Source organism: Bordetella genomosp. 8 (genome assembly GCF_002119685.1).
Taxonomy (GTDB): Bacteria; Pseudomonadota; Gammaproteobacteria; order Burkholderiales; family Burkholderiaceae_B; genus Bordetella_C.
On sequence record NZ_CP021108.1, the window covers coordinates 4,241,541 to 4,260,940 of the forward strand.

Genomic DNA, 19,400 nt, shown 5'->3' on the forward strand with positions numbered 1-19,400 from the left:
GAACAGGACATCTCGATGATCAAGATCTGGGGCCGCGCGAACTCCGTGAACGTGCAGAAGGTGCTGTGGTGCTGCGACGAGATATCGCTGCCCTACGACCGTGTCGACGCGGGCTTGCACTTCGGCCGCAACGACCAGCCGGACTACCTGGCCATGAACCCGAACGGCAAGGTGCCGACGCTGGAAGATGGCGATTTCACCCTGTGGGAATCGAACTCCATACTCCGCTACCTGGCCATGCAGTACGCGCCGCAAAGCGACATCTATCCGCGCGAGCCCAGGGTCCGCGCTTCGGTCGACCGGTGGATGGATTGGGTGCTGTCAACGCTGCAGCCGGTGGAGCGCAACGTATTCTGGGGCATGGTGCGCACGCCGCCGGAAAAGCGCGACATGGCCGCAATCCAGAAATCCGCCGACGACGCCGGCAAGCTGTGGCTGATGGTGGACGAACACCTGCGCGGACGCCGCTACCTGGAAGGCGACGGCTTCACACTGGCCGATATCGTCCTGGGCGCGTATTGCCGCCGCTTTATCGAGCTGGACGGCATCCGCCGGCCCGCCACCCCCAATGTGCAGGCCTGGTACGACGGCCTGAAGACCCGCCCGGCATTCCAGCGCTACGTCGCGCCGGCGCTCACCTGATTTCCCATCCCGCCCGTCTGTCGCAAGGCCCGTCGACGACGGGCCTTTTCCCGGCCACCGCATGGCCAGCCCCGCACACCTATCGCAGGACATCGCAATGACCATAGCGCTGCACACCTGGAATACCCCGAACGGCCGCAAGATCAGCGTCGCGCTGGAAGAAATGGGCCTGCCCTATTCCGTCCATGCGGTCGACATCCGCAACGGCGACCAGCACAAGCCGGACTTCCTGCGCATCAGCCCCAATAATCGCATTCCGGCCATCGTCGATCCGCAAGGGCCGGAGGGCAAGCCGATCAGCGTGTTCGAATCGGGCGCCATCCTGCTGTACCTGGGCGAGAAGACCGGCAAGTTCCTGCCGACAAGACTTGCCGACCGCGTGCCGGTACTGGAATGGTTGATGTGGCAGATGGGCGGCTTCGGCCCGATGCCGGGCCAGGCGCATCACTTCCTCGGCCTGCAGAACGAAGACGACAAACGCTACGGCGCAAAGCGGTATGTGGACGAGACGCGCCGCTTGTACGGCGTGCTGGATCGTCGGCTGGCGCAGGTGGAGTTCGTCGCGGGCGAGATTTCCGTGGCCGATTTCGCCATCGTCGGCTGGGCCTGGCGGCATGAGCGGCACCAGGTCGACCTGGCGGATTTCGCGCACGTCAAGCGCTGGTACGAGACCATGATGGCGCGTCCGGCGACGCGCCGCGGTTTCGAGGTCAAACTGGACAATCTGTAAGAAGTGTGCAGGTATGTTGTTGCGTCCTTTGTGACCCCGGAACCTTATCTCCTTGAGATTGTTCATCATTTTGATTTTGTCCGGGACATGTCCAAATGGTTGTCCACAGTAAATGTGGACAGCTGAGGTGAGTTTCCAAGTTACACCTCAGCTTGTGGATAAGCCGGCTCGCCCCGGCCTCCTGCTCCGCTGAGGCGGCGGTTTCTCTTCGGCCTGTTCGAATACGGCAACGATGGCGTCGGCAAGGGCGCGTACCCTCGCGCTGCGATGCAGGTCGCCGTGCATCACCAACCACACGTCATAGAACTCTCCGCAATCCGGCCAGATGCGCTCCAGGCCCGGCGTGGCGTCGCCCAGATAAGTGGGCAATTCGGCGATGCCTATGCCCTGCGCCACCGCCTCCAGCAACATCAGTCCGGAATTGACCTCCAGCGCCACCTGCGCATTGCCGAAAGCCTCACCGCAAATGGTCTCGCTGCGCGCGCCGAACACCGCGCGCTGGTAAGCGATCACCGTGTGCCCTTCGAACGCCGTGCCGCGACGCGGCTCGCCGTGGGCCTTCAGATAGCGTTTGCTGGCGTAGACGCCCAATTCCGGCTTGCTCAGTCGCCGCGAAATCAGATCGGGATTGTCGGGCCGCACGTTCCGCACCGCGATGTCGGCCTCGCGCCGCGTCAGATTGCTAAGCAGCGTGGACGTTGTCAGCACCACACGCAATTGCGGATGCGTTGCCCGTACCTGCTGGATGGCGCGTATCAGAAAGCCGCGCCCCATCGTATCGGAAGTGGTCACACGCACGGTGCCGGACACGGATTCATCCGTACCCTGCGTCAGGCGTTCCAACCGGTCCGCGGCATGTTCCATGGCTTCCGCCGCCGGCATCGCCAGTTCACCCGCCCGCGTGGGCACATAGCCGCGCGGCGTATGCAGGAACAGCCGCGCCTGCAGGGATTGCTCCAATGCCCGCAGACGCCTGCCCACGGTGGCCTGGTCCACGCGCAGCGCAGCGGCCGCCGCCCGCAGGGTGCCGCCCCGATACACCGCCAGGAAGATACGCGCGTCGTCCCAATCCACGATGATGCAATTTTGCATTCCTTGGGCGCAATTCTACGTATTTTTGCATTGTCGTTTCCAGGGATATGATGCGCGCCTAAGGAGAATTCGCGTCGCCGCACCGTTCGGAGTAACTGGGCAACGACGTCGATCGTGTTCCAATCGCCATGTCGCAACTCATGCCATCGCCGGCCCTGTCCGTGTCGCCTCAACCCCGTGTCCGCTATCTGCCATTGGTCACCCTGGCCATGGGCTTTGTCATGGCGACGCTGGACGTGACCGTCGTCAATGTCGGGCTTTCCAACATCGCCGAACAACTACAGGTCCCGCTGTCCGGATTGGTGTGGGTGGTCGACGGCTATACGCTGACTTTCGCCGCGATGCTGCTGGTGGGCGGGGGCCTGGCCGACCGCTTCGGCGCGAAGAACGTGTACCAGACCGGCCTGACCATTTTCGTGTTGGCGTCGCTGCTATGCGGGGCGGCGCCCAACGGCACGACGCTGGTGCTCGCGCGGTTCCTGCAGGGAATAGGCGCCGCGCTTTTCATGCCCAGCTCATTGAGCCTGCTGACCCGTGCCTATCCCGATGACAAGGTCCGCGGCCGGATGCTGGCGCTCTGGTCCGCCATTGTGTCGATCGCGGGCGTATCGGGGCCGTTGATCGGCGGCATCCTGATAGACCGCCTGGGATGGCGCAGCATCTTCCTGGTGAATCTGCCCATCGGCCTGGTCGGGCTGGCAATGGCGCACAAGGTCATCCCGCATTCCGCGCGGCATTTCCGCGCACTGAACGCCGCAAGTCACCTGTTGGGCGTGACTGCGCTGGCCGGGTTGAGTTTCACGCTGATCGAAGGCCCTGTACTCGGCTGGACATCGGCGCCCATCGTGAGCGCGGCCTGCGCCATGCTGCTGGCCGGCTGGGCCTTCGTGGCACGGGAGCGCGGCAGCGCCAACCCGCTGTTGCCGCGGGATCTGTTCGCCACGGCGCGCTTCCCAGCCGCCAATATGCTGGGCTTCATCATCAATTTCGGCGGCTACGGCCAGCTGTTCGTACTGAGCCTGTTCCTGCAGGAGGCACGCGGCGCCAGCCCGCTGGCCGCCGGCAGCCAACTGCTGCCCACCATGTTGCTGTTCACGCTGGGAAATCTGTCGGCTCCGCGCGTGGTCGCGCGCCTGGGGCCACGCGCCGCCCTGCTCGGCAGCCTGGGCCTGTGCGTGGTCGGCAGCGTGCTCACGGCATGGATACTGCGGCCCGAGACGGATTATTGGCTTTTCGCGATCATCGTTGCCCTGATCAACCTGGGCGTGGGGGTAGCGGTTCCCGCGATGACGGCGGTGGTCATGCAGATCGCCGGCCAGTCGCATGCGAATATCGCGGCCGCCTGTTTGAATGCCAATCGCCAGATCGGCGTGCTGGTCGGCGTGGCGATTATGGGCACCATCCTGCACGCCTATGGCGAGTGGCACATTTCGCTTCCCCTGGCTTTCGGCACCATGGGAACGCTCTATGCGATCGGGACCGTATTGGTGTGGCGCTACCTGAAAACGTAAGCGAGCGCTAAATGCCCCGGGGCGTCCATCCTGGGACGTCCTCATGCACGACCAGTTTGCTTCTTTTCCCTGACAGATTGAGACGATCGCTACACGCGTCTTCCGCTACCCTGGCTCTCCTGAAGCATTCCTTTCATTAAGCTGACCACCTTCCGACACCCCATAGGGTATCGGAGCCGGCCCGCCCTTCGCGCGGCGGCCGTGTCGTCGAAACATGAAAGCGCATGGCAAGGAGTTAGACCAGGAATGAATATGCGCCCCTATCGCCCCGTCGTTCTTTCCATACTGAAAGAACGCGATGCCAGCAGCGTGCTGGACGCGCCCTGCGGGCACGGCTGGCTGGGTCGCGCCCTGCAACGGCAGGGCGGCCAGAAGCGCCCGCAGATCGACGGCGTCTGCCTGTATGAGGAACCCGTGCCGAACAGCGGCTATCGCAGCTTCACGGAACACGATCTGAATGATCCGCTCGCCCTGCCCGCGGACCACTACGACGCGGTCGTGTGCGGGGAAGCCCTGCACCTGTTGACCAACCCCGGCGTGGCTTTGGAAAGTTTCCGTACATGCCTGCGCAAGGATGGCACGCTGATCGTCACGACGCCAAATACGTGGCACATGAGCTCGCGCCTGCAGTATCTGTTTCGCGGCTTCCATTCCGGCTTCCGCGCCGCGGTTGGCAAAAAGCCCGGGCAGTACATCACGTATATCCCGTGGTCCTTCAACCAGCTGCACGTGTTCCTGTCGCATTATGGATTCGTCGACATCACGCTGCATGAAGTCGACGAGCCCAAGCCCAGGCACTGGGCGGAACGCCTCGTCGCCATACCCGCCCTGCTCTACGGCCGCGGCAAGCAACGGCGCGCGGATAACGAGGAAGAAAGCCGATATTGGCGGCAACTGGCGTCACGCCAGTCGCTATACGGACGCTGGCTGGTGGTGTCGGCCCGATTGCCTTGAACCGCGGTTCGCTTGCGGGGTTTGCGTGTCCGAGGTTTGCGCGCGGCTAAACTGCGTGCTCACCATCGATGGAGCAATACGTGGCCGACCCTGTAAAGTCCTGCCCCTGCGGCACCGGCAAGCCTTACGCGGCCTGCTGCGGGCAGTGGCATCACGGCTCCCGGCATCTGCAAGCTCCCACCGCGGAAGCCTTGATGCGTTCCAGGTATAGCGCCTACGTATTGGACCTGGTCGACTATGTGCGCGACACCTGGCATCCGGACACTCGGCCGCCACGTATCGAGCCCAACCCTGCCGGTTTGAAATGGCTGGGGTTGGAGGTCAAACGCCACGTCGTCCAGGATGAGCGCCATGCGCTGGTCGAGTTCGTCGCGCGCAGCCGTTTGCAGGGCAAGGGCCAGCGCATGCACGAAGTCAGCCGCTTCGTTCGCGAAAACGGTGTCTGGCTATACGTGGACGTGGACGGCGACGTCGATGGCGGCGCAGGCAAGGCCTGAGATCCTCAGCACTGTTCAGGCGCATAAAAAGCAAAACCCCGCTGCGTTGAGCAGCGGGGTTTTGGGGATAAGAGCCTGACGATGACCTACTTTCACAGACGTCCGTCCACTATCATCGGCGCGAAGGCGTTTCACTGTCCTGTTCGGGATGGGAAGGAGTGGGACCACCTTGCTATGGTCGTCAGGCGTAAAGGGTTGCGCGGCGCGCGTCCTCTTGGAAGCGCGACACGCCAATCTGGTAGAAGCACGCCGGGTCGGCAGCGCGGGGGCTGTCGGCCTGGTTGAGGGTATTGGGGGTATTGCTGAATTCGGGTTGAGACTGCATTGCAGCGAGCGTTGACTCGCTCGCGTGGGCACTACGCAAGCATCATGGCTTTTGGCAAGCCGCTTGCTTTGGATGGTGCTTTCTAACCATCAGGGTTATAGGATCAAGCCGCACGGGCAATTAGTATCGGTTAGCTTAACGCATTACTGCGCTTCCACACCCGACCTATCAACGTCCTGGTCTTGAACGACCCTTCAGGGGGCTCGAGGCCCCGGGATACCTAATCTTCAGACGAGTTTCCCGCTTAGATGCCTTCAGCGGTTATCTCTTCCGTACATAGCTACCCGGCAATGCCATTGGCATGACAACCGGTACACCAGAGGTACGTCCACTCCGGTCCTCTCGTACTAGGAGCAGGCTCCGTCAAGTATCCAACGCCCACGGCAGATAGGGACCAAACTGTCTCACGACGTTTTAAACCCAGCTCACGTACCTCTTTAAATGGCGAACAGCCATACCCTTGGGACCGGCTACAGCCCCAGGATGAGATGAGCCGACATCGAGGTGCCAAACACCGCCGTCGATATGAACTCTTGGGCGGTATCAGCCTGTTATCCCCAGAGTACCTTTTATCCGTTGAGCGATGGCCCTTCCATTCAGAACCACCGGATCACTATGTCCTGCTTTCGCACCTGTTCGACTTGTCAGTCTCACAGTCAAGCACGCTTATGCCATTGCACTATCAGCACGATTTCCGACCGTACCTAGCGTACCTTCGAACTCCTCCGTTACGCTTTGGGAGGAGACCGCCCCAGTCAAACTGCCCACCATGCACTGTCCCCAACCCGGATAACGGGCCAAGGTTAGAACCGCAAACAGACCAGGGTGGTATTTCAAGGTCGGCTCCACCGAATCTGGCGACTCGGTTTCCGCGCCTCCCACCTATCCTACACAGGCCGGTTCACAGTCCAATGCAAAGCTACAGTAAAGGTTCATGGGGTCTTTCCGTCTAGCCGCGGGTAGATTGCATCATCACAAACACTTCAACTTCGCTGAGTCTCGGGAGGAGACAGTGTGGCCATCGTTACGCCATTCGTGCAGGTCGGAACTTACCCGACAAGGAATTTCGCTACCTTAGGACCGTTATAGTTACGGCCGCCGTTTACCGGGGCTTCGATCAAGAGCTTGCACCCCATCACTTAACCTTCCGGCACCGGGCAGGCGTCACACCCTATACGTCGACTTTCGTCTTTGCAGAGTGCTGTGTTTTTAATAAACAGTCGCAGCCACCGATTCTCTGCGACCCCATCATGCTCAGCGCGCAGGCGCCTCACACTACCGGGGCATACCTTCTCCCGAAGTTACGGTATCAATTTGCCGAGTTCCTTCTCCCGAGTTCTCTCAAGCGCCTTGGAATATTCATCCCGTCCACCTGTGTCGGTTTGCGGTACGGTCTCGTACAGCTGAAGCTTAGAGGCTTTTCTTGGAACCACTTCCAATCACTTCGCGAGACATGCTCGCTCGTGCCACACCCTTGAGTCACGCGCCCGGATTTGCCTAAGCGCCCTCTCTAATGCAGCAACAGGGACATCCAACACCCTGATGATCTTCCGCAATCCGTCCCCCCATCGCACTGTACGATGGTGCTGGAATATTAACCAGCTTCCCATCAGCTACGCATCTCTGCCTCGCCTTAGGGGCCGACTCACCCTGCGCCGATGAACGTTGCGCAGGAAACCTTGGACTTACGGCGAGGGGGCTTTTCACCCCCTTTATCGCTACTCATGTCAGCATTCGCACTTCTGATACCTCCAGCAACCCTTACGAGTCACCTTCACAGGCTTACAGAACGCTCTCCTACCGCGTACACCCTAAGGTGCACACCCGCAGCTTCGGTTTATCGCTTAGCCCCGTTACATCTTCCGCGCAGGACGACTCGATCAGTGAGCTATTACGCTTTCTTTAAAGGATGGCTGCTTCTAAGCCAACCTCCTGACTGTCTAAGCCTTCCCACTTCGTTTCCCACTTAGCGATAATTCGGGACCTTAGCTGGCGGTCTGGGTTGTTTCCCTCTTGAGTCCGGACGTTAGCACCCGGTGCTCTGTCTCCCAAGCTGGACTTGCGGGTATTCGGAGTTTGCCATGGTTTGGTAAGTCGCCATGACCCCCTAGCCATAACAGTGCTCTACCCCCCGCAGTCATACTTGAGGCACTACCTAAATAGTTTTCGGAGAGAACCAGCTATTTCCAGATTTGTTTAGCCTTTCACCCCTATCCACAGCTCATCCCCTAGTTTTTCAACACTAGTGGGTTCGGTCCTCCAGCACGTGTTACCGTGCCTTCAACCTGGCCATGGATAGATCATCTGGTTTCGGGTCTACACCCAGCGACTGAATCGCCCTATTCGGACTCGCTTTCGCTACGCCTTCCCTATCCGGTTAAGCTTGCCACTGAATGTAAGTCGCTGACCCATTATACAAAAGGTACGCCGTCACCCCACAAGGAGGCTCCGACTGTTTGTATGCATACGGTTTCAGGATCTATTTCACTCCCCTTCCGGGGTTCTTTTCGCCTTTCCCTCACGGTACTGGTTCACTATCGGTCGATCACGAGTATTTAGCCTTGGAGGATGGTCCCCCCATCTTCAAACAGGATTTCACGTGTCCCGCCCTACTTCTCTTACGCCTAGTTCCACGCATTGCATTTCGCCTACAGGGCTATCACCTGCTACGGCCGGGCTTTCCATCCCGTTCGACTATACAACGCGCTAAATCGTAAAGGCTCTTCCGATTTCGCTCGCCACTACTTTCGGAATCTCGGTTGATTTCTGTTCCTCGAGTTACTGAGATGTTTCAGTTCACCCGGTTCGCCTCCTGGAGCCTATGTATTCAGCCCAGGATACCGTCTTGCGACGGTGGGTTTCCCCATTCGGATATCTGCGGATCAATGCTTGTTTGCCAGCTCCCCGCAGCTTTTCGCAGGCTACAACGTCCTTCATCGCCTGTGATCGCCAAGGCATCCACCATATGCACTTAGTCGCTTGATCCTATAACGCTAATGGCTATAGAACACTTCCCAAGCAACCGTCTTGCTCTGACATGATACTTTGCGTTTGTGCCGTTCAAATTCACTTGAGTTTGAACTACTAATGCAATCACAACCCGTATTCAACGACGCGCTCATTTCCCATCGATATCGCTATCAAAGGGGATGAACACACCGCCAATACTTCTCGTTGTGCTTCTTCCAGATTGTTAAAGAACGAGTAAAACTGTCGAGTTAAAAACCCAACGATCAAGATTCGATCTGCTCTTTCCTGAACAGATCAAACACTGATCGTTGAACTCTTTTTTCTCGCGGACCCTTCGACGCTGCACCCGCCTGATTAAAAGGCAATTGGTGGAGGTGAACGGGATCGAACCGATGACATCCTGCTTGCAAAGCAGGCGCTCTCCCAGCTGAGCTACACCCCCAGATAAAACCTTGGTGGGTCTGGTTGGATTCGAACCAACGACCCCCGCCTTATCAAGACGGTGCTCTAACCGACTGAGCTACAGACCCAATTCGCATCGGATCCGCTTTCGATCCAGTCTTACATCAACAACCGATAAGTGTGGCCGCTTAACAAACGCAAACGCTTGCTCTGAAAGGAGGTGATCCAGCCGCACCTTCCGATACGGCTACCTTGTTACGACTTCACCCCAGTCATGAATCCTACCGTGGTAATCGCCCTCCTTGCGGTTAGGCTAACTACTTCTGGTAAAACCCACTCCCATGGTGTGACGGGCGGTGTGTACAAGACCCGGGAACGTATTCACCGCGACATGCTGATCCGCGATTACTAGCGATTCCGACTTCACGCAGTCGAGTTGCAGACTGCGATCCGGACTACGATCGGGTTTCTGGGATTGGCTCCCCCTCGCGGGTTGGCGACCCTCTGTCCCGACCATTGTATGACGTGTGAAGCCCTACCCATAAGGGCCATGAGGACTTGACGTCATCCCCACCTTCCTCCGGTTTGTCACCGGCAGTCTCATTAGAGTGCCCTTTCGTAGCAACTAATGACAAGGGTTGCGCTCGTTGCGGGACTTAACCCAACATCTCACGACACGAGCTGACGACAGCCATGCAGCACCTGTGTTCCGGTTCTCTTGCGAGCACTCCCAAATCTCTTCGGGATTCCAGACATGTCAAGGGTAGGTAAGGTTTTTCGCGTTGCATCGAATTAATCCACATCATCCACCGCTTGTGCGGGTCCCCGTCAATTCCTTTGAGTTTTAATCTTGCGACCGTACTCCCCAGGCGGTCAACTTCACGCGTTAGCTGCGCTACCAAGGCCCGAAGGCCCCAACAGCTAGTTGACATCGTTTAGGGCGTGGACTACCAGGGTATCTAATCCTGTTTGCTCCCCACGCTTTCGTGCATGAGCGTCAGTGTTATCCCAGGGGGCTGCCTTCGCCATCGGTGTTCCTCCACATATCTACGCATTTCACTGCTACACGTGGAATTCCACCCCCCTCTGACACACTCTAGCCCGGTAGTTAAAAATGCAGTTCCAAGGTTAAGCCCTGGGATTTCACATCTTTCTTTCCGAACCGCCTGCGCACGCTTTACGCCCAGTAATTCCGATTAACGCTTGCACCCTACGTATTACCGCGGCTGCTGGCACGTAGTTAGCCGGTGCTTATTCTGCAGGTACCGTCAGTTACGCCAGGTATTAGCCGGCGCCGTTTCTTTCCTGCCAAAAGTGCTTTACAACCCGAAGGCCTTCATCGCACACGCGGGATGGCTGGATCAGGGTTGCCCCCATTGTCCAAAATTCCCCACTGCTGCCTCCCGTAGGAGTCTGGGCCGTGTCTCAGTCCCAGTGTGGCTGGTCGTCCTCTCAAACCAGCTACGGATCGTCGCCTTGGTGAGCCGTTACCCCACCAACTAGCTAATCCGATATCGGCCGCTCCAATAGTGCGAGGTCTTACGATCCCCCGCTTTCCCCCTCAGGGCGTATGCGGTATTAGCTACGCTTTCGCGTAGTTATCCCCCGCTACTGGGCACGTTCCGATACATTACTCACCCGTTCGCCACTCGCCACCAGACCGAAGTCCGTGCTGCCGTTCGACTTGCATGTGTAAGGCATCCCGCCAGCGTTCAATCTGAGCCAGGATCAAACTCTTCAGTTCAATCTCTGTTTCGTACAACCCAAGGTCCATCGACCCGGACTGTCTTTCGCTTAGCGCTCTCAAAGGAAGTGATAGAACCCAGACGATCTTGCGACCATCTGATTCCTGACACTTACTTCTGTGAGCACTTGATTTCTTCGGCCCTGGCCCGCCCTACGCTCGAACTGTTACGTCCGCACGCCAGACCGGCTCAGGTGCGCCTACATCCATCAAGCGCCCACACTTATCGGTTGTTTAGTTTTTAAAGAGCAGTTCCGCTTTTTCGCTGGCACCGCCGCTTCGCTATTTGCTTTGCGTCGTTGCTGTGTCAGCAGCAGAGAAACGAGATTATGAAGCGTTTTTTTGGGGCTGTCAAATCAGCGTCGCTTTATTTTGCTTTGCCGCTTTGACTGCGGCGCCAGCACTACGCTTGCCCCGCCCCTCCCGATCCAACGGCCATGCCGCCAAACCAGGGGTACCGACTTCTTCTCGCCCTTCGCTTCAGCAGCGAAGGGGCGCGACTATAGCACAGGAATTCGCGATGCGTGTGGCCATGCGGATGAAAGCCGCACCGTTTCAGATCGATGTAGGCGGCCTGCCCCCACAATGTCGATCCGATATACCCGCTGCCATTGTGTTTTGACACCGGGATGACAGTCCCGCATGCCGGGAGCTCCATCCACGGCGCCAGACGTGCAGCCCTGGAGACCCGCATGAGCACCCCCCGTTTGCCCCGTGTTCCTTTGCTGGAACCCGCGCAGATGAGCCCCGAACAGAAGCGCATCCACGACGTGATCACTTCCGGGCCTCGCGGGCAGGTACGCGGCCCGCTCGCGGTGTGGCTACATCGGCCCGCCATGGCGGAACATGCGCAGGCGCTGGGCCAGTATTGCCGCTACGAGACCAGCCTGCCAACGCGGCTGTCGGAATGGGCGATCCTGATCATGGCGCGCCATTGGCGTTCCGAATATGAATGGTGGGCGCACAAGCCGCGCGCCATCAAGGCTGGCCTGGACGAAAGAATGGTGAACGCCCTGCGCGACGGCACGGCCATTCCCTATGCGCATGCGGATGAAGCGCTGGTCCACGAATTCCTGACGGTGCTGCACCAGACGCGCCGGACACCGCAGGAACTCTACGACCGGACAGTCCATGTGCTGGGTGAAGCCGGCGTGATCGACCTGGTGAGCATTGCGGGGTACTACACCCTGATCGCCATGACCCTGGGCGCCTTCGATATCCGGCCGCCGGAAGGCGAAAGCGTGGAACTGGGCGTATAGCTCGACGCCGCAAGCCGGCGGACGGGTGGCGAATCTCGGTTGAAGCGCGCCGATAATCGGCGGACTGAAGTAAACCGAAGTAAGTCCACTACGAGTAATTAACTACCAGTAATTAAATACCCGTAATTAACTACCAGTAATAAAGGCTCATGGCATAGGCGCGATGCTGCTCGAATTCGCGCAAGGCCTGGGCTTCGGCGAGTTCGTCCGGGGAAGCCCCCATATCAAGAAGCTCCGCTTCGGTCAGCTGATGCAGCTTGAGCGAGGTATCCGGGGTCGACCAGCTCTCCCAGAGCGCGACGAACGGGGCGGCGAAGAATGCGCGGAAACCGCGCCATACACCGGCGCGCTCGACGGGCGCGGACGAAATGGCGGCCACAGCGGTAGCGTTGTCGGACATGGGTTGCTCCTCATGAGAACAAGATAGGGGTTTGCACGAGCCGTTGCGTACGGCAACAGGCGCCTGGGAGTCACCGCCGCCGATGGGGCGGTTCCTCGAGGTCGCCGTATTCCAGGACGATGAGGACAGCCCGCCTTCTTTTTCAGATTTCTCCGACATGGTGTTGGGGCGAAATGACATGTGAGCGCTCCCTGATGAGGGTGGTTAGAATATTCAACCAATCAACCCACAGGAAGCCATCATTTCTGGCAAGCCTGGATAGTTATTCTTACCAGCCATGCGAGCGGTGAAACCTCGCCCCTGAGTCCCCACCATGAGCCGCCTTCCCCTCAACACCCTGCCCGTCTTTCGCGCGGTGGCGGAAAGCCAGAACCTGCGCGCCGCCGCGGAGGCCCTGCACTTGACGCACAGCGCCGTCAGCCAACAGATCCGCCTGCTGGAATCACGCTTGGGACATGCGCTATTCGATCGACGTGGCAGACGTGTGGTGCTGAACGCCGCCGGCGCGGCCCTGCTGCGCAGCGTGCAAGGCGCCCTGGCCGTGCTGGACGAAGGCGTGCAGGCGGCCGCGGCGGCGGCCGGCACGACGGAGCAGCGCCTGCGCATCAGCGTGTTGCCTTCGTTCGCGCAGCGCTGGCTGCTGCCGCGCATGGGACGCTGGCATCAGCGGCATCCCGGCTTGGCGCTGGAAATCGAGACCTCGCAGCGTGTCGTCGACCTGCAGCGCGACGGCTTCCATGCCGCGCTACGGCAGGGCCTGGGTAACTGGCCGGGCGTCGTCGCCGACCGCCTGTTCGATGGGTCGATGGCGATGATCGCGGTCGCCAGCCCGGCCATCGCCCGCCGCCTGGCCGGCGCCACGCCGGAGGACTACCTGCACGAACCGTTGCTGGGGGAAAGCGGCTTGTGGGAACACTGGCTCGCCGCGGCGGGCATACGCGGCAAGCGCGGCAAGGTCACCCCGGTCGCGGTCTTCAACGACGCGGCGCTGCTCCTGTCGGCGGCGGAGCAAGGACTGGGATTGGCCGTAGTGCGCGAGCTGCTGGCGGCAGATGCGCTCCGTGACGGACATCTGGTCAGGCTGTCATCCATCGCGATCGAATATGAAAGCGCGCGCGCCTATCACCTGGTGTATCCCCCCGCGCTGTCCGACTGGCCGCCACTGGCCGCGCTGCGCGACTGGATATATGACGAGCTGTCCGTATCGCTGGCGGCGCTGGAAGCATCACGCGCGGGAGAAAACGCGCATCAACTGGCGTCGAGCTCCGGATAGTGCCGGAAGATTCCGTCGCCATAAGGCAGACGGCGTTCGCTGGACAGGTAATCCTTGAGCTCCGGCAAGGCCGCCACACGTTCGTAAAGGCGCCTGACCTTGGGATACTGGCCCGCCAGCGCCGCCATGCGCTTGGGGAAGGCAAAGCGCAGCCCGTCCATCAGCTGGAACAGCGACAGGTCGGCATAAGTCCATTTTTCACCGCCGGCCAGCCACATGCCCTCATGCACCAGGACGCGCTCGAACCACGCCAGGAACTTGGGGATGCGTTCCTCGCGGAAATGCTTCGCGCGGCGCGCCGCCTCTTTCTTCTGGTCCTCGTAGTAGAGACTGTTCGCAATGGGGTGATGCACGTCGTGGGCTTCGGCGACCAGGTCGGCGATGGTCAGCTGTATCTGGTGCACCCAGAGCCGGCCGGCCAGGTCCTGCGGCGCCAGGCCATGTTTTTCGCCCAGGAACAGCAGGATGTTGGCGGTCTGCCCCACCGATATCCCTTCGCCCACCAGATAAGGCGGCGCGAACGGCGGATGATGATCGCGGGCCTTCATATCGCGCACGATGGCTTCGTCGCCGCCCGGTTCCCGCGCCCGATCCCGATAGGGAATACCGCCGGCTTCCAATGCAAGCCGGACGAACTCGCCACGTCCGGGAATACCGTCCCAATACCAGAGATCGTAAGGTGTCATTGCCGCGTCTCCATTGAAGCGCGCTAGATAGCAAACCGTGTACCCATCAATGATAGGCAGGATCCGGCCGGGCTTGTATCGGCCAGGTGGCAAACGCAAAACGTTGCGGACGAACGCAGGCGGGAAACGATGTGGTAGCGTGGTCACGCCGACATATCCGGTCGACGGCAATCCTTGCTTCAAGGAGAGAACCATGAACGGTGTGATAAGCAATGCCTGGTGGGTACTCGTCGTGCGCGGCGTACTCGGAATCGCGTTCGGTGTGCTGGCGCTGGCCTGGCCGGTACTGACGCTGCTGGTCCTGGTGGCGATGTTCGCCGCCTACGCGGTGCTGGGCGGCATCGCCGCGGTCGCCGGCGCATGGCGAGCCCGCGGGACGCCGGCGCGCGCGAGCGACACGTGGATGATCATCCTGTTGGGACTGGTGGCGATCGCCTGCGGCATCATCGCCATCGTGTGGCCAGCCATCACGGCGCTGGCACTGGTGCTCATCATGGGCGTCAATGCCCTGGTGGCGGGCGTGCTGGACATCGTCGTCGCCGTGCGCCATCGCGACACGATCAAGCACACCTGGCTGCTGGTGCTGGCGGGCCTGGTGTCCATCGTGTTCGGCTTGGGCGTGGTCATCGTGCCTGGCGCCGGGGCGCTCGCATTGGTCTGGATGATCAGCATCTATGCCATCGCAAGCGGCGTTCTGTTGCTGGCGATGGGCATACAGGCACGCCGCGGCCAAGCCACGACGCAGCACGCGCCGGTGTAGGGTACGACGCGCGGCGCATTTCCCCGGGGGCGCCGGCATATTTTTGTTGCAGCCATGGTGTTGCCCGCGGGGTATGCTTCGGCGTCCTCAACCTGCACCGCGCCAATGCGTTACCCAGCACTCCTTCCAGCCGACCTGCCCCCCCATCACCGGCCCCGCCATTGCGCCACCCGCACGCGGGGATCCTGGCTCCGACTCGCCGCCGCGCGGCCACTGCTGGCGCTTCTGCTGGGCCTGAGCCTGTTCCTGGCGGCGGGCTGGACGCCCGTCCAGGCGCAGGCGCCCAATGGCCAGCAGGAGATAGACAAGGCGCTGGACGCGGCGCGCAAGGACATGGAGGCGCTGCGCAAGAACCTGTCCGAACAGACCGATGACGCCGAACTGCTCCGCCGCCGGGCGGCCGCGAGCGATATCCAGTCCAAGGCGGACGGCATCGCCGACAAGCTCGCGCCCATCCTGACCTCGGTGCAGGCGCGCCTGACGGAACTGGGCCCCTCGACCGACACCGGCAAGGAGGCGCGCGACATCGCCGCCCAGCGGGCGGAACTGGAGAAAACCCGATCGACGCTGGACGCGCAGATCAAGCTCGCGCGCCTGCTGTCCGTCGAAGGCGTGCAGACGGCCGAATCGATATCGACCATGCGCCGCTCGCAGTTCCAGGCGCGCCTGGGCGAACGCCGGCCGTCCATACTGGGCGCGCAATTCCGCGACGATTTCAGGAACGACCTGCCGCGCGACATGAGCCGCCTGGCCAGCCTGCGGGACGAACTGGCGGCCGCGCTGGGCGGCACTCCGGGCTGGGTGTGGAGCATCCTGCTGCTGGCGGCCGCGGTCATCGTGGGATTGACCGTGCTGGCCGCGCGGCAAATGCGCCGTTTCACGGCGTCGCGGGTCCCCGCGGGACGCTTGCGCCGTTCCTTCCATGCCCTGATCGTCGTGATGGCGGCCACGCTGGCGCCCGGGCTGATCGGGCAATTGCTCTACATCGGCCTGGATTGGCAGGGACAGCTGCCGGACGAGCTGGAAACCTTGATATCCGGATTCGCCGGCATCCTGTGCCTGGGCGGCTACGTGACCGGGCTGGGGCTGGCGCTGCTGTCGCCTTCGCGACCGTCGTGGCGGCTGCCGGACATCCCGGATCGGATCGCCAAGAAGATGCGCTGGTTCCCGCACGTGCTGGGTCCGCTGATCGTCCTGGTGTGGCTGCTCGATCGACTGCCGGTTTCGCTGAACGGCAGCCTCTCGACGACTATCGCGGTCAATTGCCTGGTGACGGTCCTGCTGGTGGTGGTCATCGTCGTCGGACTGGTGCGATTGGAGCGCACGCGCCGCAAGGTGCTGCACGATCCCGAAAAAGGACAGGCTCCGCCGCGCCACCTGTGGCTGCTGATCGCGGTCAGCCTCGCGTGGCTGATGGCCGCGGGGTCGCTGATTGCGGTATTTACCGGCTACGTGGCGTTCGGCAACTTCGTCGCGAAGCAGGTGGTGTGGGCGCTCATCGTGCTGAGCTCCGCCTATCTGCTGGCGCTGCTGGTCGACGACTTCTTCATGTCCGTGCTGGGAACGCCCCCACGCGACGGCGACGCGCACGAACGGGGCTACGAACCGCGCATCCGCGACCAGGCCGCGGTGGTGCTCTCCGGCCTCGCGCGTCTGTTGATCGGCCTGATCGCACTGATCATGGTGCTGGGCCAGTTCGCCGAAGGCCCGATGGAGCTGCTCCAGCGCGCCGAGCAACTGCTGAACGGACTGTCCATCGGGCAGGTGCAGCTGCGCCCGGCCGCGCTGGTGCAGGGCTTCCTGGTGCTGTTCGCCGGACTGCTGGGCGTCCGGCTCCTGAAGCGGTGGCTGATCACCCGCTATCTGCCGACGACGACGCTGGACCTGGGCATGCAGACCTCGGCCACCACGCTGTTCGGCTATGTGGGGGTGGTCGTCGCGGTCGGGTTGGCGCTGTCCGCCCTGGGGTTGGGACTGGAACGGATCGCCTGGGTGGCCAGCGCCCTGTCGGTGGGTATCGGTTTTGGCCTGCAAGCGGTGGTGCAGAATTTCGTATCGGGGCTGATCCTGCTGGCCGAGCGGCCGGTCAAGGTTGGGGACTGGGTGTCGCTGGGCGGCGTCGAAGGCGATATCCGGCGCATCAATGTCCGCGCGACGGAAATCCAGATGGGAGACCGTTCGACGGTGATCGTGCCGAACTCGGAGTTCATCACCAAGACCGTACGCAACGTCACCCATGCCAATCCGCTGGGGCTGGTCCAGATCAAGCTCCCCATGCCCTTGAGCACGGATGCGGCAAAGGCGCGCGAGATCATTCTCTCCGCGTTCGTCGATCACGAGGACGTGCTGGAAACGCCCGCGCCCAATGTATTCCTGGATGGTATCGACGCCGGCAACCTGGTGTTCAACGCCACCGGCTACGTCGGCTCGCCGCGCCAGGCCTACGGCACCCGCAGCGCATTGTTGTTCGAGGTGCTGCAGCGCCTGGCTGCCGCCAACATCGGCCTGGGCAAGCCACCGACCATGCTGGTGAGCGCCCCGGCCGCGCCGTTGCTGCCGGGCATAACGGCGGTGGAGCAGCCTCGCCCAGCTCCGGCGCCGGGGCAAGAGGACGCCTAAGGGTTGGAATGACGAGGCAGGATTTCACCGACGAATGAGAAACAGCGCGAATTGATCAGCGCTTGGGCGAGCTGGCCGGGGCCGGCGTCATGGGTTGCGAGCGTCATATCCATCCCGTAAGGCTGGACGCTCGACTGCGCGAGTTTATAAACCGCCATCTTGTACATCCAGGCGATCCATTCGGTGCAAAAGAATATCCGTTTTGCGGCGACCGCCGCGTCGACGAAGGAACCGCCCGCGCGTATGACCTCCCGCTCCGTCGCGAGCCTGCTGTCTTCAGCCTGCTCGCTGGGACCGAACACGTGCTTCAGGATCGAACGTTTTTCCAGGGCCAGTGCCGCGAGATTGTATTTCCACCTTTCGTTCGTGCCACGCACCACGAAAGCGGGCGCCTCCCTGTGCACGAGCTCCGCGACGTCCTTACGCTTGCACCGCCAAACGTGGTAGCCGACCCTGATCATGTCCTTTTCCAGCGTAGACCTGTAGATGTTCGGCGCCAGGCGATTGGAATTGACCATCAGGTCGCGCTTCAGCATGTGCACGGGCCGCCGCCCATAAAGGCCTTCATTGCCATCGTGCGGCAAACCGCCATTCACGTCATAAATGAAGCTGCTCTGCCCGGCGACGCTGCCCTTGCCGGCGATGCCGCCGTGGACATAATGAGACCCGGTCATCCCGCTGATGACGGCGCCGATCGGATCGCCGACGACGCTGTCGAAATATAGTTTGAGCATGATGTCGCCGGGCGCAACCTGGCTTCTCAGCATGCCGCATCTTGCTTTCAGTCTGTCCGATGCCATTCCGTTCAATTCCACAGCACGATAATCCAGCGGCAATCGTACGTGGCGCCCCCTCGGGCGCATATGAGAATGGGCCGCACAGGCGGTCGGAGACCCTGCCTAGAACGGCCAGAAGCCGGAGTCGAGATCGTCCTTGCAACCGGCATATTGCTGGCGGAAGCGATCGGCGCGCGCCTGCACCTTGCGCGCGACGCCGATCAGCCAGGGCTTGCGGTTGTAGCTCTTGGCGCGATAGCCGCCCCAGCCCTCGTGGTACGCCAGGTACTGGCCATAGGCGTCCCATTTGGACACGCCGTTGAGCTTCTGCGTCTTGTCGATGTACCACCCCATGAAATCCAGGGCGTCGTCGAAATCGTCGCGGCTGGCGAACCAGCGGTTGTTCTGCTTCACGTAGTCGCTCCAGGTCTCGTCCTTGGCCTGCGCGTAGCCATAGGCCGAGCTGACGCGGCCCCAGGGGATGAAGCCCAGCAGGTAGTCGCGCGGCGGCTTGGCGTCGTAGCGGAAGCCGGATTCCTGGAACAGGATCGCGAAAGGCACCTGCACCGGCACGCCCCATTTTTTCTGGACGTCCAGCGCGGCTTCGTACCAGTCGTCCTTTTCGCGGAAGATCGCGCAGATGTCTTCCGGATTGCGCGGCGGCGCGCTCGCGCAGCCGGCCAGCCATACGGAAGCGGAAACCGCCGCCAGCACGGCGGCGCCGCGCAGGCCGGCCATGGGGCGCATGGATCCGGCGGGC

14 protein-coding genes, 2 tRNA genes and 3 rRNA genes are annotated in these 19,400 nt (G+C 61.4%); 9 read left to right on the forward strand and 10 right to left on the reverse strand.

Annotated features, from left to right (window positions below; translation table 11 throughout):
• Positions 1–15: 15 nt before the first annotated feature.
• Both CAL12_RS19310 and CAL12_RS19315 read left to right on the forward strand, forming a co-directional pair.
• Entirely contained in the window at positions 16–642 is a 627-nt protein-coding gene (locus CAL12_RS19310; RefSeq protein WP_086066115.1) for a glutathione S-transferase family protein, read from the forward strand.
• 97 nt (positions 643–739) lie between these two features.
• Positions 740–1,372, forward strand: a complete 633-nt coding sequence (locus CAL12_RS19315) for a glutathione S-transferase family protein (RefSeq protein WP_086066116.1) — start codon at positions 740–742, stop codon at positions 1,370–1,372.
• A 147-nt stretch (positions 1,373–1,519) separates the two neighbouring features.
• On the opposite strand, the gene CAL12_RS19320 is transcribed toward CAL12_RS19315, so the two are convergent.
• Positions 1,520–2,446 (reverse strand): LysR family transcriptional regulator, encoded by a 927-nt coding sequence (locus tag CAL12_RS19320; RefSeq protein WP_086067987.1) that lies wholly within the window; start codon positions 2,444–2,446, stop codon positions 1,520–1,522.
• A gap of 146 nt (positions 2,447–2,592) precedes the next feature.
• Here CAL12_RS19320 and CAL12_RS19325 point away from each other — a divergent pair, with 146 nt between their 5' ends.
• The 3 genes from CAL12_RS19325 (at position 2,593) to CAL12_RS19335 (ending at position 5,426) form a co-directional block, all read left to right on the forward strand.
• Entirely contained in the window at positions 2,593–3,975 is a 1,383-nt protein-coding gene (locus CAL12_RS19325) for an MFS transporter (RefSeq protein WP_086066117.1), read from the forward strand.
• A 246-nt stretch (positions 3,976–4,221) separates the two neighbouring features.
• The gene (locus CAL12_RS19330; protein ID WP_198298269.1) at positions 4,222–4,929 is read left to right on the forward strand and encodes a class I SAM-dependent methyltransferase; all 708 of its coding nucleotides are present in this window, start codon (positions 4,222–4,224) and stop codon (positions 4,927–4,929) included.
• Between the two features lie 68 nt (positions 4,930–4,997).
• A complete protein-coding gene (locus CAL12_RS19335; protein WP_086066118.1) occupies positions 4,998–5,426 on the forward strand; it encodes a YchJ family protein in 429 nt (142 codons plus the stop codon).
• A 73-nt stretch (positions 5,427–5,499) separates the two neighbouring features.
• Here the strand turns inward: CAL12_RS19335 and rrf are convergent.
• The 5 genes from rrf to CAL12_RS19360 form a co-directional block, all read right to left on the reverse strand.
• Positions 5,500–5,612, reverse strand: a 5S ribosomal RNA gene (gene rrf, locus CAL12_RS19340).
• Positions 5,613–5,850: 238 nt separating this feature from the next.
• Positions 5,851–8,736: ribosomal RNA gene (locus CAL12_RS19345) — 23S ribosomal RNA — on the reverse strand.
• A gap of 351 nt (positions 8,737–9,087) precedes the next feature.
• A tRNA-Ala gene (locus CAL12_RS19350) sits at positions 9,088–9,163 on the reverse strand.
• A gap of 11 nt (positions 9,164–9,174) precedes the next feature.
• Positions 9,175–9,251 (reverse strand) — tRNA-Ile (locus CAL12_RS19355).
• A gap of 85 nt (positions 9,252–9,336) precedes the next feature.
• Positions 9,337–10,867, reverse strand: a 16S ribosomal RNA gene (locus tag CAL12_RS19360).
• The 16S, 23S and 5S rRNA genes sit together here with 2 tRNA genes alongside, the layout of an rRNA operon.
• A 692-nt stretch (positions 10,868–11,559) precedes the next feature.
• Here CAL12_RS19360 and CAL12_RS19365 point away from each other — a divergent pair.
• Positions 11,560–12,126, forward strand: a complete 567-nt coding sequence (locus CAL12_RS19365; RefSeq protein ID WP_232464568.1) for a carboxymuconolactone decarboxylase family protein — start codon at positions 11,560–11,562, stop codon at positions 12,124–12,126.
• Between the two features lie 130 nt (positions 12,127–12,256).
• On the opposite strand, the gene CAL12_RS19370 is transcribed toward CAL12_RS19365, so the two are convergent.
• On the reverse strand, positions 12,257–12,526 hold the full coding sequence (locus tag CAL12_RS19370) for a hypothetical protein (protein ID WP_086066119.1): 270 nt from the start codon (positions 12,524–12,526) through the stop codon (positions 12,257–12,259).
• Positions 12,527–12,839: 313 nt separating this feature from the next.
• Between CAL12_RS19370 and CAL12_RS19375 the strand changes: the two genes are divergently transcribed.
• Positions 12,840–13,799 carry a LysR substrate-binding domain-containing protein gene (locus tag CAL12_RS19375; protein ID WP_086066120.1) on the forward strand — a complete coding sequence of 320 codons (960 nt, stop codon included), beginning with the start codon at positions 12,840–12,842 and terminating at the stop codon, positions 13,797–13,799.
• Here CAL12_RS19375 and CAL12_RS19380 read toward each other — a convergent pair.
• The gene (locus tag CAL12_RS19380) at positions 13,775–14,485 is read right to left on the reverse strand and encodes a glutathione S-transferase (protein ID WP_086066121.1); all 711 of its coding nucleotides are present in this window, start codon (positions 14,483–14,485) and stop codon (positions 13,775–13,777) included. The two genes, CAL12_RS19375 and CAL12_RS19380, sit on opposite strands and share 25 nt — an antisense overlap.
• A 193-nt stretch (positions 14,486–14,678) precedes the next feature.
• On the opposite strand from CAL12_RS19380, the gene CAL12_RS19385 reads away from it, so the two are divergent.
• Both CAL12_RS19385 and CAL12_RS19390 read left to right on the forward strand, forming a co-directional pair.
• Complete coding sequence (locus CAL12_RS19385) at positions 14,679–15,245, forward strand: HdeD family acid-resistance protein (protein ID WP_086066122.1); 567 nt, start codon at positions 14,679–14,681, stop codon at positions 15,243–15,245.
• A 105-nt stretch (positions 15,246–15,350) separates the two neighbouring features.
• A complete protein-coding gene (locus CAL12_RS19390) occupies positions 15,351–17,864 on the forward strand; it encodes a DUF3772 domain-containing protein (RefSeq protein ID WP_086066123.1) in 2,514 nt (837 codons plus the stop codon).
• On the opposite strand, the gene CAL12_RS19395 is transcribed toward CAL12_RS19390, so the two are convergent.
• On the reverse strand, positions 17,861–18,631 hold the full coding sequence (locus tag CAL12_RS19395; protein ID WP_086066124.1) for a hypothetical protein: 771 nt from the start codon (positions 18,629–18,631) through the stop codon (positions 17,861–17,863). The genes CAL12_RS19390 and CAL12_RS19395 overlap by 4 nt on opposite strands.
• A gap of 132 nt (positions 18,632–18,763) precedes the next feature.
• Complete coding sequence (locus CAL12_RS19400; RefSeq protein WP_086066125.1) at positions 18,764–19,378, reverse strand: transglycosylase SLT domain-containing protein; 615 nt, start codon at positions 19,376–19,378, stop codon at positions 18,764–18,766.
• Between the last annotated feature and the right edge of the window lie 22 nt (positions 19,379–19,400).

Excerpts from the sequence above, each read along its gene's own strand:
- CAL12_RS19310 (WP_086066115.1), top strand. The coding sequence starts at position 16 with ATGATCAAGATCTGGGGCCGCGCGAACTCCGTGAACGTGCAGAAGGTG.
- CAL12_RS19315 (WP_086066116.1), top strand. The coding sequence starts at position 740 with ATGACCATAGCGCTGCACACCTGGAATACCCCGAACGGCCGCAAGATC.
- CAL12_RS19325 (WP_086066117.1), top strand. The coding sequence starts at position 2,593 with ATGTCGCAACTCATGCCATCGCCGGCCCTGTCCGTGTCGCCTCAACCC.
- CAL12_RS19330 (WP_198298269.1), top strand. The coding sequence starts at position 4,222 with ATGAATATGCGCCCCTATCGCCCCGTCGTTCTTTCCATACTGAAAGAA.
- CAL12_RS19335 (WP_086066118.1), top strand. The coding sequence starts at position 4,998 with ATGGAGCAATACGTGGCCGACCCTGTAAAGTCCTGCCCCTGCGGCACC.
- CAL12_RS19365 (WP_232464568.1), top strand. The coding sequence starts at position 11,560 with ATGAGCACCCCCCGTTTGCCCCGTGTTCCTTTGCTGGAACCCGCGCAG.
- CAL12_RS19370 (WP_086066119.1), bottom strand. The coding sequence starts at position 12,526 with ATGTCCGACAACGCTACCGCTGTGGCCGCCATTTCGTCCGCGCCCGTC.
- CAL12_RS19375 (WP_086066120.1), top strand. The coding sequence starts at position 12,840 with ATGAGCCGCCTTCCCCTCAACACCCTGCCCGTCTTTCGCGCGGTGGCG.
- CAL12_RS19380 (WP_086066121.1), bottom strand. The coding sequence starts at position 14,485 with ATGACACCTTACGATCTCTGGTATTGGGACGGTATTCCCGGACGTGGC.
- CAL12_RS19385 (WP_086066122.1), top strand. The coding sequence starts at position 14,679 with ATGAACGGTGTGATAAGCAATGCCTGGTGGGTACTCGTCGTGCGCGGC.
- CAL12_RS19390 (WP_086066123.1), top strand. The coding sequence starts at position 15,351 with ATGCGTTACCCAGCACTCCTTCCAGCCGACCTGCCCCCCCATCACCGG.
- CAL12_RS19395 (WP_086066124.1), bottom strand. The coding sequence starts at position 18,631 with ATGCTGAGAAGCCAGGTTGCGCCCGGCGACATCATGCTCAAACTATAT.
- CAL12_RS19400 (WP_086066125.1), bottom strand. The coding sequence starts at position 19,378 with ATGGCCGGCCTGCGCGGCGCCGCCGTGCTGGCGGCGGTTTCCGCTTCC.